The organism is Pimelobacter sp. 30-1, assembly GCF_018831735.1.
In the GTDB taxonomy this organism is placed as follows: Bacteria; Actinomycetota; Actinomycetes; order Propionibacteriales; family Nocardioidaceae; genus Nocardioides.
Genome location: NZ_NHTS01000012.1, coordinates 149948 through 171543 on the forward strand (window position 1 = coordinate 149948; position 21596 = coordinate 171543).

The 21596-nt window shown below is 72.8% G+C and carries 14 protein-coding genes; 9 read left to right on the plus strand and 5 right to left on the minus strand.

Annotated features, from left to right (window positions below; genetic code table 11):
* The first annotated feature begins 37 nt into the window (after nucleotides 1-37).
* On the plus strand, nucleotides 38-2158 hold the full coding sequence (gene glgX, locus CCO04_RS25140; RefSeq protein ID WP_215816921.1) for a glycogen debranching protein GlgX: 2121 nt from the start codon (nucleotides 38-40) through the stop codon (nucleotides 2156-2158).
* A gap of 32 nt (nucleotides 2159-2190) precedes the next feature.
* On the opposite strand, the gene glgP is transcribed toward glgX, so the two are convergent.
* Complete coding sequence (gene glgP, locus CCO04_RS25145) at nucleotides 2191-4782, minus strand: alpha-glucan family phosphorylase (protein WP_215816922.1); 2592 nt, start codon at nucleotides 4780-4782, stop codon at nucleotides 2191-2193.
* Between the two features lie 309 nt (nucleotides 4783-5091).
* On the opposite strand from glgP, the gene CCO04_RS25150 reads away from it, so the two are divergent.
* Genes CCO04_RS25150 through CCO04_RS25170 form a run of 5 tightly spaced genes read left to right on the plus strand, consistent with a single transcriptional unit; the run spans nucleotide 5092 to nucleotide 11734 of the window.
* Complete coding sequence (locus CCO04_RS25150) at nucleotides 5092-5454, plus strand: hypothetical protein (protein WP_215816923.1); 363 nt, start codon at nucleotides 5092-5094, stop codon at nucleotides 5452-5454.
* A 9-nt stretch (nucleotides 5455-5463) separates the two neighbouring features.
* Complete coding sequence (gene glp / locus CCO04_RS25155; RefSeq protein WP_215816924.1) at nucleotides 5464-6702, plus strand: gephyrin-like molybdotransferase Glp; 1239 nt, start codon at nucleotides 5464-5466, stop codon at nucleotides 6700-6702.
* A gap of 9 nt (nucleotides 6703-6711) precedes the next feature.
* Nucleotides 6712-8718 (plus strand): maltotransferase domain-containing protein, encoded by a 2007-nt coding sequence (locus CCO04_RS25160; protein ID WP_215816925.1) that lies wholly within the window; start codon nucleotides 6712-6714, stop codon nucleotides 8716-8718.
* A complete protein-coding gene (treS, locus tag CCO04_RS25165) occupies nucleotides 8715-10418 on the plus strand; it encodes a maltose alpha-D-glucosyltransferase (RefSeq protein WP_308281525.1) in 1704 nt (567 codons plus the stop codon). Before CCO04_RS25160 ends, treS begins: the two co-directional genes overlap by 4 nt.
* On the plus strand, nucleotides 10415-11734 hold the full coding sequence (locus CCO04_RS25170; protein WP_308281526.1) for a hypothetical protein: 1320 nt from the start codon (nucleotides 10415-10417) through the stop codon (nucleotides 11732-11734). The genes treS and CCO04_RS25170 overlap by 4 nt, the downstream gene beginning before the upstream one ends.
* On the opposite strand, the gene CCO04_RS25175 is transcribed toward CCO04_RS25170, so the two are convergent.
* Together CCO04_RS25175 and CCO04_RS25180 are read right to left on the minus strand one after the other, a co-directional pair.
* Entirely contained in the window at nucleotides 11721-12659 is a 939-nt protein-coding gene (locus CCO04_RS25175; RefSeq protein ID WP_215816926.1) for a hypothetical protein, read from the minus strand. The two genes, CCO04_RS25170 and CCO04_RS25175, sit on opposite strands and share 14 nt — an antisense overlap.
* A gap of 45 nt (nucleotides 12660-12704) precedes the next feature.
* Entirely contained in the window at nucleotides 12705-13958 is a 1254-nt protein-coding gene (locus CCO04_RS25180; protein WP_215816927.1) for a multidrug effflux MFS transporter, read from the minus strand.
* Nucleotides 13959-13992: 34 nt separating this feature from the next.
* Between CCO04_RS25180 and glgB the strand changes: the two genes are divergently transcribed.
* Together glgB and CCO04_RS25190 are read left to right on the plus strand one after the other, a co-directional pair.
* Complete coding sequence (gene glgB, locus CCO04_RS25185) at nucleotides 13993-15948, plus strand: 1,4-alpha-glucan branching protein GlgB (RefSeq protein WP_215816928.1); 1956 nt, start codon at nucleotides 13993-13995, stop codon at nucleotides 15946-15948.
* 145 nt (nucleotides 15949-16093) lie between these two features.
* Nucleotides 16094-16870, plus strand: a complete 777-nt coding sequence (locus tag CCO04_RS25190) for an NUDIX hydrolase (protein ID WP_215816929.1) — start codon at nucleotides 16094-16096, stop codon at nucleotides 16868-16870.
* Here the strand turns inward: CCO04_RS25190 and CCO04_RS25195 are convergent.
* Nucleotides 16794-17879 (minus strand): EamA family transporter, encoded by a 1086-nt coding sequence (locus CCO04_RS25195; protein ID WP_215816930.1) that lies wholly within the window; start codon nucleotides 17877-17879, stop codon nucleotides 16794-16796. The genes CCO04_RS25190 and CCO04_RS25195 overlap by 77 nt on opposite strands.
* A gap of 72 nt (nucleotides 17880-17951) precedes the next feature.
* Between CCO04_RS25195 and CCO04_RS25200 the strand changes: the two genes are divergently transcribed.
* The gene (locus CCO04_RS25200; protein ID WP_215816931.1) at nucleotides 17952-18848 is read left to right on the plus strand and encodes a LysR family transcriptional regulator; all 897 of its coding nucleotides are present in this window, start codon (nucleotides 17952-17954) and stop codon (nucleotides 18846-18848) included.
* Between the two features lie 3 nt (nucleotides 18849-18851).
* Here the strand turns inward: CCO04_RS25200 and CCO04_RS25205 are convergent.
* Nucleotides 18852-21596, minus strand: a 2745-nt coding sequence (locus tag CCO04_RS25205) for a collagen binding domain-containing protein (RefSeq protein ID WP_252373858.1), incomplete at its 5' end; no start/stop codon positions are given.

The following is a 21596-nucleotide window of genomic DNA, read 5'->3' on the forward strand; positions in this document are numbered from 1 at the left end:
TGCCGTACCCAGACGGCCGTTGGGCAGAATGGACCAGGTGTCCCCCGTTCTGTGGCGCTCCCTCGGCGAGCGCGCCCCTGTCTGGCCCGGGCGCAACTGGCCGCTGGGGGCCACCTGGACGGCCGAGTCGACCAACTTCGCGGTCTACTCCCCCCGTGCCACCGCGGTCTGGCTGTGCCTGGCCGACGACGAGCCGGACGAGTCCGGCGCGGCCGCCACCGCCGAGCGCCGGCTGCCGCTGACCGAGCAGTCCCTCGGCATCTGGCACGGCGCCGTGCCCGACATCGCGCCCGGCACCCGCTACGGCTTCCGCGTGGACGGACCGGCCGATCCCGCCGAGGGCCTGCGCTTCGACCCGGACACGCTCCTGCTCGACCCCTACGCCCGGGCCGTCTCCGGGACCGCGGGCGACGCGTGGAGCGTCGTGGTCGACCCCGCCTTCGACTGGGGCGAGGACGCCCCGATGCGGCGGCGCTGGCGCGACTCGGTGATCTACGAGCTGCACGTCAAGGGCTTCACCCGGCTGCACGACCGGATCCCCGAGGAGCTGCGCGGCACGTACGCCGGCCTCGGGCACCCCGTCGTGACCGAGTACCTGCGCGACCTCGGGGTCACCGCGGTCGAGCTGCTGCCGGTGCAGCAGTTCTTCTCCGAGCCGGCGCTGGTCGAGCGCGGGACCGTGAACTACTGGGGCTACAACCCGATCAGCTACTTCGCGCCCGACGCGTCGTACTCGTCGGCGGGCGACCGGGGCGGCCAGGTCGCGGAGTTCAAGGAGATGGTCCGCTCGCTGCACGCCGCCGGGCTCGAGGTGATCCTCGACGTGGTCTACAACCACACGGCCGAGGCGGGGCCGGAGGGGCCGACGTACTCGTTCCGGGGGCTGGACGACCGCGGCTTCTACCGGCGGGTGCCCACTGCCGAGGGCTTCGACGACACCTACTGGGACGTCACCGGGTGCGGCAACACGGTCAACTCCGAGGACCCGCTCGCGCTGCGGTTGATCCTCGACTCGCTGCGCTACTGGGTGACCGAGATGCACGTCGACGGCTTCCGCTTCGACCTGATGTCGGCGCTGACCCGCACGGCCGGCACGGACGCCGTGCCCGTCGACATGGCCTGCAAGCTGCTCATCGCGATCGGCCAGGACCCGGTGCTGCGCCACGTCAAGCTCATCGCCGAGCCCTGGGACGTGTCGATGGACGGCTACCTCGTCGGCGACATGCCGCCGCCCTGGGTGGAGTGGAACGACCAGTACCGCGACACCATCCGCGACTTCTGGCGCGGCCGCTCCGACGGTACGCACGCGGTCGCGACGCGGCTCGCGGGCTCCTCGGACCTCTACGCGGACGACGGGCGCTCGGCGTACAACTCGGTCAACTTCGTCACCGCCCACGACGGCTTCACCGTGCGCGACCTCGTGTCGTACGACCAGAAGCACAACGAGGCCAACGGCGAGGACAACCGCGACGGCACCGACAACAACCGCTCCTGGAACCACGGCACCGAGGGCGAGACCGGCGATCCCGACATCGTCGCGCTGCGCCGGCGCCAGGCCGCCAACCTGATGGCGACGCTGTGCCTGTCCAACGGCGTACCGATGCTCACGGCCGGCGACGAGCGCGGGCGCACCCAGCGCGGCAACAACAACGCCTACTGCCAGGACAACGAGATCTCCTGGATGGACTGGCGCGCCGACGACGCCTGGCTCGACGTGTACGCCGTGACGCGCGCCGCCCTGCGCCTGCGCCGCGAGCACCACGCCCTGCGCCAGCGGCACTGGTTCGAGGGCCGGCCCGCCATCGTCGGCGGCCCCAAGGACCTCGCCTGGCTGCACCCGTCGGGACGCGAGATGACCGACGACGACTGGTACGACCCCGCGCTGCGCACCATCGGGATGTTCGTGTCCGGCAAGCCGCTGCGCGAGCCCGGCCCGCGCGGCGAGCAGCAGCTCGACTCGTCGTTCCTGATCTGGTTCCACGCGGGCGCCGAGGACGTCGAGGTGCACCTGCCCGAGAACGACTGGGTGCGCTCGGGCGCGGTCGTGCTGTCGACCGACCCCGGGCTGCCTGCCGAGACGCTGCTGGAGGTCGGCGGGACGGTGGTGCTCGGGGCGCGGAGCGTCGTGGTGATGCAGGAGACCGAGACCCCGGACTGACCGTCCTGGGCCCTGGGCCCCGGGCTCACGCCTCAGGCGAGCGCGACGACCCCCAGCTCGGCCGGCGCCACCAGCAGCGGGTGGGCCGGGAGCACCCGCACGGTGTAGCCGAACGGACCCGGGCGGGAGAGCGCGACCTCGCCGTCGAAGCGGTGCCGGCCGCCGTCGTACGACTCGACGAGGCGCAGAGGCACGATCTCGGAGCCGACGATGTCGTCCTCGCCGTCGACCTGGCCGTGCACGAGCTGGACCTCGACGTCGGACGGCGCCAGGTCGCCGAGCGCGACGTAGGAGTGCACGCGCAGGACCGCGCCGACCTCGGCGGCGTCGCCGACACCCGCGGCCTCGACGTGCTCGACGCGGACGCCGCCCCACGAGCCGCGGACCCGGGCCTTCCAGTGGGCCAGGTCCCGCGCCCCACCCGGTACGGCGGCCAGGGCGCGGGCGTTGCGCGCGGCCGGGGCGTAGAGCTGGGCGACGTAGTCGCGGACCATCCGGGTGGCCAGCACCTTGGGGCCGAGCGAGGCCCAGGTGTGGCGCAGCATCTCGATCCAGCGGCCGGGCACGCCCTCGTGGTCGAGGTCGTAGAAGCGCGGGGCGACCTCGGTCTCGATCAGGTCGTAGAGCGCCGCGGCCTCGAGGTCGTCGCGCTTGTCGGGGTCGCCGGCGAGGAGCGGGCTGTCGGCCGACGGGATGGGCCAGCCGAACTCCGGCTCGTACCACTCGTCCCACCAGCCGTCGAGGATCGAGAGGTTGAGGCCGCCGTTGAGCGCGGCCTTCATGCCGGACGTGCCGCACGCCTCGTAGGGGCGCAGCGGGTTGTTGAGCCAGACGTCGCAGCCGGGGTAGAGCGGCTGGGCGAGGGCGATGTCGTAGTTGGGCAGGAAGACGATCCGGTGGCGCACGTCCTCGGCGTCGGCGAACCGGACGAGCTCCTGGATGAGTCGCTTGCCGCCGTCGTCGGCGGGGTGGGCCTTGCCGGCGACGACGAGCTGGACCGGGCGCTCGGGGTGGAGCAGCAGCGCCTTGAGCCGGGCGGGGTCGCGGAGCATCAGCGTCAGCCGCTTGTACGACGGCACCCGGCGCGCGAAGCCGATCGTCAGCACGTCGGGGTCGAGCGCCTCGTCGATCCAGCCGAGCTCGGCGGGCGCGGCGCCGCGCTTCTCCCAGGACCTGCGCAGCCGGCGGCGGGCGTCGTCGACGAGCCGCTCGCGCAGGGCGCGCTTGGTTCGCCACACGTCGGGGCCGGGGACCTTGGCGAACGCCGCCCAGAACGCCGCGTCGTCGTCCCCGTGGGGGTCGCCGCCCTGGGCCTCGGCGAGCGCCGCGACCTCGGGCGCGACCCACGTGGGGGCGTGCACGCCGTTGGTGATCGAGCTGATCGGCACCTCGGCCTCGTCGAACGCGGGCCACAGGCCGTTGAACATCCCGCGGCTCACGTGCCCGTGGAGCTGGGAGACGCCGTTGGCGCGCTGGGCGAGCCGGAAGCCCATCACCGCCATGTTGAACACGCCGGGCTCACCGCCCTCGTAGTCCTCGGCGCCGAGCGCCAGCACCTGGTCGACGGGGACGCCGGGCGTGGCGCCGTGCTCGCCGAGGTACTGCTCGACGAGGGTCCGCGGGAACCGGTCGATGCCCGCGGGCACCGGCGTGTGCGTGGTGAAGACCGTCGAGGCGCGACCCGCCTCGAGCGCGGTCGCGAAGTCGACGTCGCTGTCGGCCGTGAGCTCACGGATCCGCTCGACACCGAGGAAGCCGGCATGACCCTCGTTGGTGTGGAACACCTCGGGCTCGGGCGCCCCGGTGATCCGCGCGTGCACCCGCAGCGCCCGGACGCCGCCCACGCCCAGCAGCAGCTCCTGGCGCAGCCGGTGCTCGGTGTTGCCGCCGTAGAGGCGGTCGGTGATGAGCCGGTAGGGCTCCGGGTTCTCCTCGAAGTCGGTGTCGAGCAGCAGCAGCGGCACCCGGCCGACCGACGCCACCCAGATCCGGGCGAGCAGGTCCGGGCCGTCGGGCATCCGGATCGAGATCGTCGCGCGCGTGCCGTCGTGCTCGTGCAGCAGCGACAACGGCAGCCCGTCGGGATCGAGCACCGGGTAGCTCTCCTGCTGCCAGCCCTCGTGCGACAGCGCCTGCTTGAAGTAGCCGTGCCGGTAGAGCAGCCCCACCCCGACGATCGGCACGCCGAGGTCGCTCGCGGCCTTGAGGTGGTCGCCGGCCAGGATGCCGAGGCCGCCGGAGTACTGCGGCAGCACCGCGGTGATGCCGAACTCCGGGGAGAAGTAGGCGACCGCGGCCGGCCACGTCGCGTCCGGCTCCGCGGCCCGGGCGCGCTGGTACCAGCGGTCGTGGGTGAGGTACGCCGTGAGGTCCTCGCGCAGCTCGGCCGCCCGTCGTACGTAGGACTCGTCGGCGGCCAGCTCGGCCCACCGCTCCCCGCCCACCTCGCCCAGCAGCCGGACCGGGTCGTGCCCGACCGCCTGCCACAGCTCCGCGTCGACCGCCTCGAACAGCGCCTGGGTCGGCGGGTGCCAGGACCAGCGCAGGTTGGCCGCGAGCTCGCCCAGCGAGGCGAGCGCGTCGGGCAGGACGGGGCGGACCGTGAACCTCCGGATCGCACGCATGGACCGACCGTAGCCAATCGGACTTGAACGTTCCAAGAGGACGCCGAGAATGCGTGCGTAACGCGACGGTGGGCGGGGCCGTTGTGCAGACATAGACGGGCGGGGCGGAGTCATGGGGGCTGCCTCGCCCGTCGTTGTTTTCGCGCGAGCTCGCCTTCGGCGGCCGCAGGGCAGCAAGCTGCCCGGGAGCCGCCTCTCGGCGCGCTGCCGCGCTCGCGGTTGACGCAGGCTCGGTGCCAGGTTCGCCTGGCGGCCAGACCCAGACCCAGCCGCGCGGGGCGGCCGCCGGACCCGTGCCATACTCCGGCGATGGGACTCCTCTCCCGCTTCCGCCGCCGCGGCAAGCCGGTCCGCAACGGCGTGCTCGGCACGGCCGAGATCGTGTCCGTGGCGGGGTTCGAGCCGCAGTCGGTCTACCAGCGCTGCGAGCTGCACCTGGTGGTGCGCGCGCCGGGGTTGGCGCCGACCGCCGTGGAGCACCGGAGCACGGTGCACCGGCGCCAGTGGCCCACTCCCGGTAGGACGCTCCCGGTCTCGGTCGACCCGGCCGATCCGGCTGGCAAGGGCGGGCTGGTCGTGCTGTGGGACCAGGTGCCCGACCGCCGCGAGGTGCGGCGGGCCGAGGCGGAGGCCGCCGCCGAGGCGATGCGCCGGTCCGAGGGTGGGTCCTAGGCTGAGCGGGTGAGTGCGTCCCCCCTCCGCTCGGTCGCCGAGCACCAGCAGCACGTCGCCGCCCTCCTCGCCGCCCCGCACGGCTCCGCCGACGGGTGGCCCACCGAGGCGATCCCGGTCGCGGACGCCCGCCACCGGGTCCTCGCCGCGGCGGTCGTGGCGCCGGAGCCACTGCCGAGCTTCGACAACTCCGCCATGGACGGGTACGCCGTCCGCGCGGGCGAGGTCGCGTCCGCGAGCCCCGAGCAGCCGGTCCGGCTGCCGGTGGGCGAGGACATCCCGGCGGGGGCGCCCACGGGTGAGCTGGCGCCGGGCACGGCGCGGCGGATCATGACCGGGGCGCCGGTCCCCCGGGGTGCCGACGCGGTGGTCGAGGTCGAGGTGACCGACGGCGGCACCGAGGACGTCGAGATCCGGGAGGCGCGGGCGGCGGGGACGTTCGTGCGGCCGCAGGGCTCCGACCTGGCCGTGGGCCAGGAGGTGCTCGCGGCGGGCACGCTGCTCGGGCCGGCCCAGCTGGGGGTGCTGACGGCGCTCGGCATCCGCGAGGTCGTCGTACGGCGCCGGCCCCGGGTGCTCGTGTGCTCGACCGGGTCCGAGCTGGCCGAGGACCCCGTACCGGGCTCGGGCCAGATCCGCGACGCCAACGGTGCGCTGCTCGCGGCCGCGGTCGAGGAGGCCGGCGGCGTGGCGGTGCGCCAGCTGTGGGTCGCCGACGACGTCCCGGCGTTCCTGGCGCTGCTCGACGAGCAGCTCGCGGCCGGGGACGTCGACCTGGTGCTGACCTCCGGCGGGGTGAGCGCGGGCGCCTACGAGGTCGTCAAGGAGGGCCTCGGGCCGCGCGGCGTGGAGTTCACCAAGGTCGCGATGCAGCCCGGGATGCCCCAGGGCTCCGGTCTGGTCAGCGGCGTCCCGGTCGTCTGCCTGCCCGGCAACCCGGTCAGCGCGCTCACCTCGTGGGAGGTGTTCGTGCGCCCCGGCCTGCGGCGCGCGTTCGGGCACCCGGTCCCCGACCGCCCGGTCGTGCGGGCCCGGCTGACCGAGCCCGTCGAGGGACTGCCCGCCAAGCGCCAGATCCGCCGCGCGCGGCTCGACCGCGCCACCGGCAGCGTCACCCCCTGGGGTCCGCCGGGCTCCGGTTTCCTGGGCTGGTTCGCCGGTGCGGACGCGCTCGTCGACCTGCCCGCAGGAGGCGCGCCGCTCGCCGCCGGGGACACCGTCGATGCGTGGGATCTGCTGTCTGGGTAGGTTCGACGCATGGTCGGACGCATCCCCGTGATCGACGTCATGCCCCTCCTCGAGGCGGGCCCCACCTCAGGGCGCCTGCCCGCGAAGGCCAGCCTCGGTGAGCCCTTCCCGGTCAGCGCGACCGTGTTCCGCGAGGGACACGACCGCCTGGGTGCCGAGGTCGTGCTCCTCGCCCCCGACGGCGTACGACGACCGCCGGTGCGGATGAGCCCGCTCCCGGCGCGCGACCGGCGCACGGTCGACCGCTACGAGGCCTGGGTCGCCGCGGACGCCGAGGGCCCGTGGTCATTCGAGATCCACGCCTGGTCCGACCCGATCGTCACCTGGGAGCACGCGGCCGGCATCAAGATCCGCGCCGGGATCGACGTCGAGCTGATGTTCGCCGAGGGCCGGCTGCTGCTCGAGCGCGTCCTCGCGGAGGCCAAGCCCCCCAAGGCCGCGCGGGCCACGGTCACGGCCGCCATCACCGCCGCGACCGACACCAAGCGCCCGGCCGAGGCGCGGCTCGCCCAGCTCGAGTCGCCCGAGCTGCTGGCCGTCCTCGCGGCGTACCCGCTGCGCGACCTGCTGACCGTCGAGGGCCCCTTCCCGGTCTACGTCGACCGCTCCCGGGCGCTGTTCGGCAGCTGGTACGAGCTGTTCCCCCGCTCCGAGGGCGCGACCTACGACCCCGCCACCGGCGAGGTCGTCAGCGGCACCTTCCGCACCGCCGCCGAGCGGCTGCCGGCCGTGGCGGCGATGGGCTTCGACGTCGTCTACCTGCCGCCGATCCACCCGATCGGCGAGGTCAACCGCAAGGGCCCCAACAACACGGTGCTGCCCGAGGGCGAGCCCACGCCCGCCGACTGGACCGGCTCCCCCTGGGCGATCGGCAGCAAGGACGGCGGGCACGACGCGGTCCACCCCGACCTCGGCACGATCGCGGACTTCGACGCCTTCGTCGCGGCCGCGCACGCCGCCGACCTGGAGGTGGCGCTCGACCTGGCGCTCCAGTGCGCCCCCGACCACCCGTGGGTCGAGGCGCACCCGGAGTGGTTCACCACGCGCGCCGACGGCACGATCGCCTACGCCGAGAACCCGCCGAAGAAGTACCAGGACATCTACCCGGTCAACTTCGACAACGACCCCGACGGCATCGCGGCCGAGGTGCTGCGCGTCGTGCGCCACTGGATGGCCCACGGCGTGCGGATCTTCCGCGTCGACAACCCCCACACCAAGCCGGTCGCCTTCTGGCAGTGGCTCCTCGCCGAGGTACGGCGTACCGACCCGGACGTGCTCTTCCTCGCCGAGGCCTTCACCAAGCCGCCGATGCTCCAGACCCTCGGCGCGATCGGCTTCCACCAGTCCTACACCTACTTCACGTGGCGCACCGAGAAGGTCGACGTCGAGGACTACCTGCGCGAGGTGTCGGCCGAGTCGGCCCACCGGATCCGGCCGAACTTCTTCGTCAACACCCCCGACATCCTCCACGAGTTCCTCCAGTACGGCGGCCCCGCGGCCTTCCGCGTGCGCGCGGTGCTCGCGGCGCTGTCGTCGCCCACCTGGGGCATGTACGCCGGCTACGAGCTCGGCGAGCACGTGGCGGTGCGGCCCGGCAGCGAGGAGTACCTCGACTCGGAGAAGTACCAGATCCGGGTCCGCGACTGGGAGGCCGCGCGGGGCAATGCGCACGGCCTGCCGGCGTACATCACCCGGCTCAACGAGATCCGCCGCGCGCACCCGGCGCTCCAGCTGCTGCGCAACCTGACGGTGCACCCGACCGACGAGGACCACGTCATCTGCTGGTCCAAGGTGGCCGGCGAGGACCGCGTGGTCGTCGTCCTCAACCTCGATCCGCACCAGCCCCGCGAGACGATGGTGCACCTCGACCTCGCCGCGCTCGGCCTGCCGCCGGGCGCCGCGTTCGAGGTGCACGACGAGATCACCGGCAGCGACTGGACGTGGGGCGAGCACAACTACGTCCGGCTCGAACCCGCGCAGCCCGCGCACATCCTGGTCGTGAGGGGGAACCAGTGACGTTGTCCGACGCCGTGGTCGTCAACGAGGAGCCCGAGTGGTTCCGGACGGCCGTGTTCTACGAGGTCCTGGTCCGGTCGTTCCGCGACGCCGACGCCGACGGGACCGGTGACTTCCAGGGCCTGACCGAGAAGCTCGACTACCTGCAGTGGCTGGGCGTCGACTGCCTGTGGGTGCCGCCGTTCTTCTCCTCGCCCCTGCGCGACGGCGGCTACGACGTCGCCGACTACACCAACATCCTTCCCGAGATCGGGACCGTCGAGGACTTCCACGCCTTCCTCGATGCCGCGCACGAGCGCGGGATCCGGGTGATCATCGACTTCGTCATGAACCACACGAGCGACGCGCACCCGTGGTTCCAGGCCTCGCGCAGCGATCCCGACGGCCCCTACGGCGACTTCTACGTGTGGTCCGACACCGACGAGCTCTACCAGGACGCGCGGATCATCTTCGTCGACACCGAGCCGTCGAACTGGAACTGGGACCAGGTGCGCGGCCAGTACTACTGGCACCGCTTCTTCCACCACCAGCCGGACCTCAACTTCGACAACCCCAAGGTCCACGACGCGATGCTGGAGGCGATGTCGTTCTGGCTCGACATGGGCCTCGACGGCTTCCGGCTCGACGCGGTGCCCTACCTCTACGAGCGCCCGGGCACCAACGGCGAGAACCTCCCCGAGACCCACGAGTTCCTCCGCAAGGTCCGCAAGTTCGTCGACGACAAGTACCCCGGCCGGGTCCTGCTGTGCGAGGCGAACCAGTGGCCCACCGACGTCGTGGAGTACTTCGGCGATCCGGCCGTCGGCGGCGACGAGTGCCACATGGCGTTCCACTTCCCCGTGATGCCGCGCATCTTCATGGCCGTACGGCGCGAGTCGCGGTTCCCGATCTCGGAGATCATGGAGCAGACGCCGGACATCCCGGACGGCTGCCAGTGGGGCATCTTCCTGCGCAACCACGACGAGCTGACACTCGAGATGGTCGCCGACGAGGACCGCGACTACATGTGGGGCGAGTACGCCAAGGACCCCCGCATGAAGGCCAACATCGGCATCCGCCGCCGGCTCGCTCCCCTGCTCGACAACGACACCAACCAGATCGAGCTGTTCACCGCGCTCCTGCTGTCGCTGCCCGGCTCCCCCGTCCTGTACTACGGCGACGAGATCGGGATGGGCGACAACATCTGGCTGGGCGACCGCGACGGCGTACGGACGCCGATGCAGTGGACGCCCGACCGCAACGCCGGGTTCTCCGCGGCGACGCCCGGCAAGCTGCACCTGCCGGTGATCCAGGACCCCGTCTACGGCTACCAGAGCGTCAACGTCGAGGCCCAGCTCGAGAACCCGTCGTCCCTGCTGCACTGGACCCGGCGGATGATCCACATCCGCCGCCAGCACGACTGCTTCGGGCTCGGCACGTTCACCGACCTCGGCGGCTCCAACCCGACCGTGCTGTCGTACGTGCGCGAGCTGCCCGGCAGTGCCGACGACATGATCCTGTGCGTCAACAACCTCTCCCGCTTCCCCCAGCCGGTCGAGCTGGACCTGCGCCGCTTCGAGGGCAGGGTGCCGGTCGAGCTGCTCGGGGGCGTGCCGTTCCCCCGGATCGGGGAGCTCCCGTATCTCCTGACGCTCAGCGGGCACGGCTTCTACTGGTTCCGGCTCACGGATCCGGAGACGACAGGGAGGCCGGTGCTGTGATCGAGACGTTCCTCGCCCAGAGCCGGTGGTTCGGCGGCAAGGGCCGCGCCTTCAGCGTCAGCGGGGTGCGCGAGCTCGGCCGCCTGGGCACGGCTCCCGAGGTCGTCCTGCTCCTGGTCGAGGTGACCTACGACGGCACCCGCGACCGCGAGCTCTACCAGGTGCCGCTCGCCCTGTACGACGAGCCGCAGGAGCGTCTCGAGCACGCGCTGGCCGCGCGCTGGCCGCTGGGGCTCGCCGACGGCGCCTACGCCTACGACGCCGTGCAGGACCGAGCCGCGATGGCCCACTTCCTGCGGGCGTTCGGCGAGCGTCCGGGCTTCCAGACCCTTCTCGGGCACGAGCTCGACCGGGAGGCCGTGGCGAGCCCGTTCAGCGGCGAGCAGTCGAACTCGTCGGTGTTCTTCGGCGAGGACGCCGTGCTCAAGCTGTTCCGCAAGGTCACCCCCGGCGAGAACCCCGACATCACCACCCACCGGGTGCTCACCGAGGCCGGCTCGACCCACGTCGCCCAGCTCTACGGCTGGATCGAGGCCGACGACCTGCACCTCGGCATGCTCCAGCAGTTCCTGCGCACCGCCAGCGACGGCTGGGACCTCGCCCTGGCCAGCGTCCGCGACCTCTTCGCCGAGGCCGACCTGCACGCCGAGGAGGTCGGCGGCGACTTCGCGGCCGAGGCCGCCCGGCTCGGCACCGCCCTCGCCGAGGTCCACGCCCAGCTCGCCGCGTCGTTCCCGGTCACCGAGGCCTCCGGCGCGGCCCTGTCCGCCGCGATGACCGACCGGCTCGCCGCCGCGACCGACGTGGTGCCCGACCTGGCCGCTCATGCGCCGGGCGCGCGGGCGGTCTTCGACGCGGTGGCCGGCCTGGACGCCGTACCGGTGCAGCGGATCCACGGCGACCTGCACCTGGGCCAGACCCTGCGCACCGTCCTGGGCTGGAAGCTCGTCGACTTCGAGGGAGAGCCCGCCAAGCCGCTCTCCGAGCGCCTGCTCCCCGACTCCCCCTGGCGCGACGTCGCCGGCCTGCTCCGCTCCTTCGACTACGCGCCCCACGCGGTCGCCGAGTCGATCGGCGACGACGAGCCCGACGCCGCCCACCAGCGCGCCCACCGGGCCGACGAGTGGGCCCGGCGCAACCGCAAGGCCTTCCTGGCGTCGTACTGCGGGGACGAGGGGTTGAGCGCGGAGGACCGGACGCTGCTGACGGCGTACGTGGTGGACAAGGCGGTCTACGAGTGCGTCTACGAGGCACGCAACCGGCCGACCTGGCTGCCGATCCCGCTGGCGGGGGTGGCTCGGCTCACTGCTCGCTGACGGCGGCGGCGCAGGGCCCGACGGACGCGGCGCCGGCCGGACCACCGGCCAGCAGGTCGGCCTGGTCCCCCAGCTCGATCACCTCGCGCTCGGGCGGCGGGCGCACGTCGACCGGGGCGCCGTGGTCGGCGTACTCGAAGCGGACGAGGACCCCGTCCGTCTCGTCGCCGAACGCCGCGATCTCGTCGGGGACATCGGACGGGTCGAGCGCGCCGAGCACGTCGCCGAGTCGGTACTCCAGCGCCGCGTAGCGCCCGTCGCGAACCGTGACGACACCCGGGACGGTCGCGGCCGGATCGATCCCGCCGGCCGACTTGTTGGCGATGCGGGGCATCACGGCCGGTGCCGCCTCGTCGAGCAGCAGGTCGACGGCCACCCGCTCGGCGCCGTCGTCCGCGGCACCGGCGACGAACCCGTCGGCGGCCGGGTCGACGAGCATCAGCGCCGGGGGCGGCACCGCCGCGAGACGTGCGTCCTCGCCGTCGCCCCGGGTCATGTGGATCCAGCAGCCGGCGAGCGCCTCGCCCTCCGAGGACGCGGCCAGGGCCCAGGCGTGCTCCTCGACCAGGCGGTACTCGACTCGGAACTCCCCCGGCAGCTCGACCACCTGGGAGGCGGCCGGCACCAGCAGGTCGAAGTCGCCCGTTCCGATCTCCAGGCCCCCGGTCGTCGAGGCCGGCGTCTCCCACCACATCGTGTAGCGGGCGCTCCCGTCCTCGAGCAGCCGCTTCTCGGCGGCGTCGACCACCCGCTGGGCACGGGCCTGGGAGCCCGGCACCACGCTGGGCGCGGGCGCCGAGGTCGCGGCCGGTCCGTCGCTCGACCTCAGCCGGTGGATCTCGGAGGAGCCGGTACCGCACCCCGTCAGTGCGACCACCGACGAGACGACGACCAGCAGGGTGAGCACGCGGGAGCAGGCGGCCATGGGCACATCCTGGCAGCCGGACGCCCGTCCGGCCGTGGAATCCGCTCAGAGCATCTCGGTCGGCTCGAGCTCGGCGGCGTCCCTCGACACCACGCAGTCCCGGTCCTCCACCGCGCAGTGCCAGGCCCACAGCAGCTGCCCCGCGCCGACCCCGACCAGCGCCGCGGTCGCGAAGCCGAGCGCCGACCCCCCGATCACCGGTACGACGGCCACGGCGGTCACCGCGTTCAGGACGAGCGCGAGGAACGAGCCGAGCGAGACCACCGCGCCGCGGCGGGCCGGGAAGCGGTCGAGGAGCAGGAGCTGGAGGGTCGGGTAGGTGATGCCGTTGCCGAGGGCGATGAGGCTGACGCCGATGACGGCCCAGGGCAGGTCCGTGGCGGCGGGGGTCGCGGCCACGATGACGCCGACGACGCCGCCGATGAACGAGGTGGTGCAGCCCAGGGAGACCAGGCGGCGGGCGGTGATCCGGCCGGCGGCGCGGCCGCACAGCCAGGAGCCGAGCATCATCGAGCCGATCATGGGGACGAAGAGCTTCCAGAAGTCGAGCTCGCCCTGGCCGAGGACGTCGACGACGAAGACGGCGGCGCCGCCGATGTAGAGGAACTGGGCGCCGAAGATGAGCGCGGTCGACCAGCCGAGGCGGTGGAAGGCACCCTCGCGGGCGACGGCGCCGAGACCGCGCATGATCTCGCCGACGTTGAGGGGCACCCGGCGCTCGCGCGGGTGGGTCTCGGGCAGCAGGAAGACCACGGCGAGGACGAGCACGACGCCGAGGCAGGCCTGGAAGACGAAGATCAGCGGCCAGGAGCCGACCTGGAGGATGGCGCCACCGAGGATCGGGCCGATCGCCGGGGCGATGCCGAAGATGATCGCCACCCGGCTCATCAGGCGCTGCGCCTGCGGTCCCTCGAAGAGGTCGCGGATCACGGTCCGGCTGACGATGGTGGCGCCACCGGCGCTGAGTCCCTGGAGGGCGCGGAAGACGAGCAGCACCGCGAGGCTGCCGGACAGCGCGGCGCCGATGGACGCGGCGACGTACACCGCGATCGAGACCGCCATCACCGGGCGGCGGCCGACGGCGTCGGAGAGCGGTCCGTGGAAGACGCTCATCAGGGCGAACGAGCCGAGGTAGACGGTGACGACGAGCTGGAGCTCCTCGGTGCCGACGCCGAGGTCGCGTCCCATCGCGGGGAAGGCCGGGAAGGGCGTGTCGATGCTGAAGGGACCGATCATCGACAGCGCGGCCAGGACTCCCGGGATGAGGACGGCGTAGCGCCAGCCCATACGTTCTGTCACCCCCGCATCATTCCGTATCGCTACTATCGGAGAGATGCCGCCCGCACAGAGCAGCAACAGCAGCCCGCTAGGGTCCACGCTCGGCGAGATCGACCTCCACCTCGTCGCGGAGGGCCGGCACGAGCTCCTCTGGCACGTGCTCGGCGCCCACGTGCGCGCCACGCCCGAGCCCGGGACGAGCTTCGTGGTCTGGGCGCCGAACGCCCGCCAGGTCAGCGTGGTCGGCGACTTCAACGGCTGGGACGGCAACGCCGATCCCCTGCACCGGATCGGGTCCGGGCTGTGGGAGACCTTCGTCCCCGGTGTCGGTTCGGGCGCGGGCTACAAGTACCTCGTCGAGGGGGCCGACGGCGTCTGGCGTCAGAAGGCCGACCCGATGGCGTTCCACGCCGAGGTGCCGCCGGCGACGGCGTCCCGGGTCTTCGCCAGCACCCACGTCTGGCAGGACGACGCGTGGCTCGCGGCGCGCGCGGCGAAGCAGCCGGTCAACGAGCCGATGGCGACGTACGAGCTGCACCTGGGCTCGTGGAAGCGCCATCCCGACGGCTCCTTCTGGACGTACGACGAGCTGGCCGCCGACCTCCCCGCCTACCTCGCCGACCTGGGCTTCACCCACGTCGAGCTGATGCCCGTCATGCAGCACCCGTTCGGCGGATCGTGGGGCTACCACGTGACCGGCTACTTCGCGCCGGACGCGCGCTTCGGCGACCCCGACGGCTTCCGCCGCCTCGTCGACGCGCTCCACGCGGCCGGGATCGCGGTGCTCCTCGACTGGGTCCCAGGGCACTTCGCGACCGACGAGTGGGCCCTGGCCCGGTACGACGGCACGCCCCTCTACGAGCACCCCGACCCCCAGCGCGGGTGGCACCCGGAGTGGGGCTCCTACATCTTCGACTTCGGCCGCCCCGAGGTGCGCAACTTCCTCGTCGCCAACGCGCTCTACTGGCTCGAGGAGTTCCACGTCGACGGGCTGCGCGTCGACGGCGTCGCCTCGATGCTCTACCTCGACTACGGCCGTAAGCAGGGCGAGTGGACGCCCAACGAGCACGGCGGCCACGAGCACCTGGAGGCCGTGCGGCTGCTCCAGGAGCTCAACGCGACGGCGTACAAGCGGGTGCCGGGGATCGTCACCATCGCCGAGGAGTCGACCGCGTGGCCGGGCGTCACGGGCGCCACGTCGGGCGGCGGGCTGGGCTTCGGGTTCAAGTGGAACATGGGCTGGATGCACGACAGCCTGCGCTACCTGGAGCACGAGCCGGTGCACCGCTCGTACCACCACGGCGAGATGACGTTCTCACTCGTCTACGGCTTCTCCGAGAACTACGTGCTCCCCCTCAGCCACGACGAGGTCGTCCACGGCAAGGGCTCCCTGCTGCGCAAGATGCCCGGCGACCGCTGGCAGCAGCTGGCCACGCTGCGCGCGTACCTCGCCTACATGTGGGCCCACCCCGGCAAGCAGCTCGTGATGATGGGCACCGAGCTGGCCCAGGAGTCGGAGTGGGCCGAGGCCCGCGAGCTAGACTGGTGGCTGCTCGACAAGCCCGGCCACCGCGGGATGCGCGACTTCGTCCGCGACCTCAACCACCGCTACCGCGACGAGCCGGCGCTGTGGCGCCTCGACAACGACCCGGCCGGCTTCGCCTGGGTCGACGCGCAGGCCGCCGGGCACAACGTCTTCGCGTTCACCCGCACCGCCGGGCAGGACGGCGTGCCCGACCTGGTCTGCGTCACCAACTTCGCCGCGGTCCCCCACGACTACCGGCTCGGCCTCCCCCTCGCGGGGCCGTGGGCCGAGCTGCTCAACACCGACGCGACGTCGTACGGCGGGAGCGGGGTCGGCAACCTCGGCACCGTCCACGCGCTTCCGGCCGGGCCACTCGAGGCGCGGGCGCCCGGCGGCAGCCCGGCGTACGCCGACCTGGTGATCCCCCCTCTGGCGACGCTGTGGTTGCGAGCACCCCAGGGCCTGCCTCCCGGCACCGCGCCGTAGCGAGCGGTGTTGGCGGCCGATCGGGCAAGACGGCGGAGCGACGACGTGCCGGATCGCCCTTCGAGCGACGCCGCCGCAGCCCGATCGCGCCGCAAACGCCGCGCAGTAGGCGGGGTGCTGGGAGGCAGGCCCTAGGGTGATCCTCGTGTCCGAGCAGCCGGAGATCACCCATGCGACCGTCGACGACGGGATCGCCCGGCTGACCTGGACCTCCGGCCTCACCGAGCGCGGCTGGCAGGCCGCCGTCGACGTCGTACGACGCCAGGTGGCGGCCGCGCTGACCGACCACGACCGGGTCGAGGTCAAGGTGGCCGTCGACGACGCCGAGGGTCAGCGGATCGCGACGTGGTCCGGGCTGCGCCGCGAGGGCGTGCAGCGGCAGCGGACCGGTGACGTGGTGGTCTACGCGCGGCTGGCCGACGACACCCCGGTGCACGAGCCTGGTGGCTTCCGGGCGCTGCTCAACTCGTTCCTGCCCCGCAAGCGCGGGATCGGCCAGATGCTCATCCGCGACAGCGACGGGCCCGAGCCGCGGGTGCTGCTGTGCCAGCTGACCTACAAGAGCGACTGGGACCTGCCTGGTGGCGTGGTCGAGGTCGGTGAGTCGCCGCGGGTCGCGGTCAGCCGTGAGGTCGAGGAGGAGCTCAGCCTCACCATCGAGGCGGGCGCGCTCGTGCTCACCGACTGGCTGCCGCCGTGGGGCGGCTGGGACGACGCGCTGTGCCTGGTCTTCGACGGCGGGGTGCACCCGGCCTCGATCGTCCAGCAGGTGGTGCCCCAGGCCCGCGAGATCAGGAGCGCGGAGTTCCTGACCCTCGCCGAGGTGGACGAGCGGGCCGCCGACTTCACCGCTCGGCGGGTGCGGGCTGCGCTGGAAAGCCTGGCCGGGACGGGTCCGGGCTACACGGAGTCGGGGCGCTAGGAGTCTGCTGAGCAAGGGCGCCGTCGCGAGCGTCGCGAGGCGCGTGCGATGGCAAGGCGGCGGAGTGAGGCGGTCTGGTTGACCGTTGATCGACGCCGCCGCAGCCAGCGTGCGTGCATCGCGGCGCGCAGCAGGCGGGCTTGCTCAGCGGACTCCTGGCGCCGCGCCGCTGGGCCACCAGCACGCCCAGCACCAGGATCGCCCCGCCGAGCAGCTCACCGGTCGAGGGCACCTCGTCGAGCAGCAGCCAGGCCGAACCGATGGCGACCGGCGGCACGAGCAGGATCCACGGCACGACCGCGGCCGACGGGTTGCGCGAGAGCAGTCCGTTGAAGATGCCGTAGCCGACGAGTGAGGCCAGCGCGGCGGTGTAGAGCGTCGAGACGATCGCCTGCCAGCCGAAGGCGCCGAGGCCGTCGGCCACCGCCGCCGGACCGTCGACGACGAGCGAGAGCCCCACCAGCGGCACCGGTACGACGAGCGCCGACCACACCGTCAGCGCCAGCCCGCCGGTCGCTCCGGACGCGCGCGAGACGACATTGCCGATCGCCCACATGAGCGCCGCGACCAGGCACAGCAGCAGCGCGAGGGCCGGCACGTGACCGCCGCGGCCCAGGCCGACGACGACCAGGCCGGCCGCGCCGAGCACGACGCCGGCGGTCTGCGGGCGGGTGGGGCGCTCGCGCAGGGCGACGGCGGCGATGAGGATCGTGAGCACCACCTGGGCCTGGAGCACCAGGCCGGCCAGTCCGGGCGGCATGCCGGCGTCCATGGCGACGTACAGGAAGCCGAACTGGCCCAGCGACATGAATGTCCCGACCGCCACCACCGTGCGCCACGGGACCGGCGGCGGGTCGAGCAGGAAGACCGCGGGCACCACGACGGCGAGGAAGCGCGCCGCGACGAACAGCAGCGGCGGGACCTCGCCCATCCCCCATTCGATGACGACGAAGTTGAAGCCCCAGATCACGGCCACGAGGGCGGCGAGGGACTGGTCGCGTCGGGTCACCGGTCCAGGATCCCCGCCCTGACCTTGAAGCACCAGCGAATGATCATGCACCTTTTGATGTAGCGTCGCTGCATGATCGATCTCGACGCCCTGGTCGGCCTGCGAGCCGTCGCCACCCACGGCTCGGTGGTCGCCGCGGCGGCCGCGACGGGCTTCACGCCCAGCGCGATCTCGCAGCAGGTCAAGCGCCTGGAGCGGCAGACCGGCGTCCCGCTGCTGGAGCGGGTGGGCCGCGGCGTCATGCTGACCAGCCACGGCCGGCACCTCGTGGACGCCGGCGAGCAGGTGCTCGCCGACCTGGAGCAGCTCGAGTCCCGGCTCCAGCAGCGCGCGGGCGTGGTCGCGGGACGGGTCCGGCTGGCCGCCTTCTCGACCGCGATGCGCGGCCTGGTCGCCACCATCGCCCGCGACCTGCGCGACGCCCACCCCGACCTCACGCTCACCCTGCGCGAGGGCGAGCCGTGGGACGTCGTCGACCTCGTCGCCAGCGGTCAGGTCGAGCTCGGCATCGTGCACCGGTGGGGCGGCGTCCCGCTCGCCGTGCCCGACCACGTCGTGGCCACCCGGCTCGCCGACGACCTGGCCGAGCTCATCGTCCACCGCGACGACCCGCTCGCCGCGCGCTCCCGGGTCACCCCGCACGACCTGGTCGACGTCGACTGGATCGCCACGCCCGAGGGCACGATCTGCCGCCAGTGGCTCTCCCGCATGTACGACGGCACGGGCCGCCCGCCGCGCATCGCCCACATCTCGGCCGAGTTCGACTCGCACCTGGCGCTGGTCCGCGCCGGCCTCGGCGTCGCGCTCGTGCCCCGCATGGGGCGGGCTCCGCTCGGGGACGACCTGGTCGCCGTACCGGTCGCGGAGCCGGAGCCGATCCGCCTCGTGGACGCCCTGCACCGCCGGACGATGGCCGAATCGCCGGCGGTGCAGGCCGTGCTCACTGCCTTCAGCAGGATCAGCGGCTGAGGCTCACTCCTCGCGCAGCCGGCGGTTGACCACCAGCAGCCAGGCACCGAGCAGGAGCATGACGCCGGCGAGCAGCGAGAGCTGCACGGCGTACGTCGGGGCGCCGGTGTTGGGCAGACCGCCACCGGAGACGTGCCCGCCCTTCTCCTCGTCGATGCCGCCGACCTCGCCGGGCTTGTCCGGCTTGCGCTCGTTGGTGACGTCGATGGTGAGCGTGGTGCCGGCGTTCTCGGTGGTCACCTCGACCGCGTGCTCGGCGTCCTTCGGCAGCACGTAGCCGGTGGGCGCGGCCACCTCGACCGCGACGTAGGCACCGTGGAGCAGCTCGCTCCAGCGGATCGTGCCCTGGGCACCGGTGGTCCGGGGACCACCGACCTTCGGCTCGCCGTCGTCGACCGCGCCGTTGCCGTCGGTGTCGGCGTAGAGCTGGAAGACCGCGCCGGCCAGCGTCTTGCCGTCCTTGGCGTCGGTCTTGACCAGGTCGAGCGCCGAGCGCAGCTGCGGGTCGGCCACCGGGACGGGCGTGAACGTCGAGCCCGCGTTGGCGGCGCTCACCACGACCGGGTCCGAGACCGGGTTCGCCGGCAGCTCGTAGCCCTGCGGCGCCTTGGTCTCGACCCAGAAGTAGGTGCCGAAGCCCACCGGGTCGACCGTGCACGGGTCGGTGCCGGCCGTGGTGCACTCGGCGACCTTGACGTCGTTCGCGCGGTCGAAGGTCCCGCTGCGGTCGGCGTCGCGCCAGATCTCGAAGGTGGCGCCCGCCACCACGGCGCCGGTCTCGGCGTCGTGCTTGAGGACGGACAGCTCGCTCTTCTTCTGCGGGTCGCCGATCACGGTCACCGGGAACGTGGTGCCGGCGTTCTGCGCGGTCACCACGATCGGCCCGGACTGGGCGTCCACCGGCAGCTCGTAGCCCTGCGGGGCCGCGGTCTCGAGCCAGTAGTACGTGCCGTGCGCGAGGCCCTCGATCGTGCAGGGCTCACCGCCCGACGTCGTGCACTCGCTGACCTTGGTGTCCGAGCCGGGCTGCAGGCCGGGCGTCCCGTTGGTCTCGCTGAACAGCGCGAACGTGGCGCCGTCGACGGTCTCCTTGGTCTCGCCGTCCTGCTTGAGCACGGAGAGCGCGCTGGTCGTCTGCGGGTCGCGCATCGTCGTCACCGCGAAGTCCTCACCCGCGTTCTGCGGGGTGATCTCGATCGGGTCGGAGTCACGGTCGGCCGGCAGCTCGTAGCCGACCGGCGGCGTCCGCTCGTGCCAGTAGTAGGTGCCGAACTCCAGCTCGCCGATGGTGCACCGACCGCCCTGGGTGGTGCAGGAGCCGTACGTCGACTCGCTCCCGTCGGCCGCGACCTTGCGCAGGTCGAAGACCGCACCGTCGAGCTCGGCGCCGGTGACGGCGTCCTTCTTCTCGATGGTCAGCGCGGAGACCACCTGCGGGTCGGAGAGCCCGGACTGGATGATCGGGCCGCCGGCGTTGACCGCGTTGACCTCGATGATGCCGACGATCGGGTAGCCCGGGATCGTGTAGCCCTCGGGCGCCGCGGTCTCCAGCCACCAGTACTGGCCGAACGGCAGGTCGTCGACCGTGCAGGTGCCGTCGGCACCGCTCACGCACGTCTCGACGAGGGTGTCGCCGCCGGGCTGCGTCGTCTGCAGGCCGTTCTGGTCGTTGCTCTCGCGGTAGAGCGCGAACGTGGCGCCGGGCAGGGTCTTGCCGGTGATGGCGTCGTACTTCGTGATGGTCAGCTCGCTGCGCTTCTGCGGGTCGCCGATCACGGTGACCGGAGCCTGGCCGCCGGCGTTGGCGGCGTCGATCACGATCGGGTCGGACACGGCGTCCGGCGGGAGCTGATAGCCCTGCGGAGCCTGCGTCTCCTGCCAGTAGTACGTGCCGAAGTCGAGGCCGCCGACGGTGCACGGGTCGGTGCCCGTCGTCGTGCACGGCACGCCGACCTTGGTGTCACCGGCGGTCTGGAGACCGGCCTGGCCGTTGGTCTCGCGCCAGAGCTGGAACTGCGCGCCGGGGACGATCTTGTCGGTCACCGTGCCGTCGGGACGGGACTCGTGCTTGATCACCGACAGGCTCGACTTCTTGCGGGTGTCGGTGAAGGCCGGCACCGTGACCGGCGTCGTGTCGTCCGCGCTCACCGTGAAGGCGACCGGGTTCGGGTTGTCGATCTCGTAGCCCTGGGGTGCCTGGGTCTCGGTGACCGTCCAGGTGCCGGGGATCAGGCCGCGCACCTCGACCCGGCCCGCGGTCGGGTCGACGTCGGGGGCCTGGTTGTCGGTGACGACGATCGCCGGGGCGGCACCGCCGGAGCCGCCGGGGCCCGTGGTCTTGTCGAAGCGGAAGGTCGCACCGCCCAGGAGCGCGTTGCCGTCGGCATCACGCTTCTCGACGATCGCGCCGCCCTGGGCGTTGGTGAAGGTGCAGTGCACGTCGCCGCCGACGGCGCCGACGTCGAAGCGGGCGTTGTCCTTGTCGATCCGCACGCCGCTGGTGTCACCGGTGCAGGCGAGGTCGGTCAGCGCCCAGCCGGCGCTGGCGCGCTCGGTGAAGCTCGCGTCACCGGCGATCTCGTAGGTCTTGGTGTCGCGGTCGCCCAGCGTCGAGGTCGCGGGCAGGTTGCCGTCGATCGTCGGGCCGGTCTGGTCGAAGGTGAACCTGTCGGCCGCGCCCTGCGGACGGGTCCGCTTCTCGATGGTGACCTGGCGGACCGGGTCGAGGGTGCCGTAGACGCAGCCGGT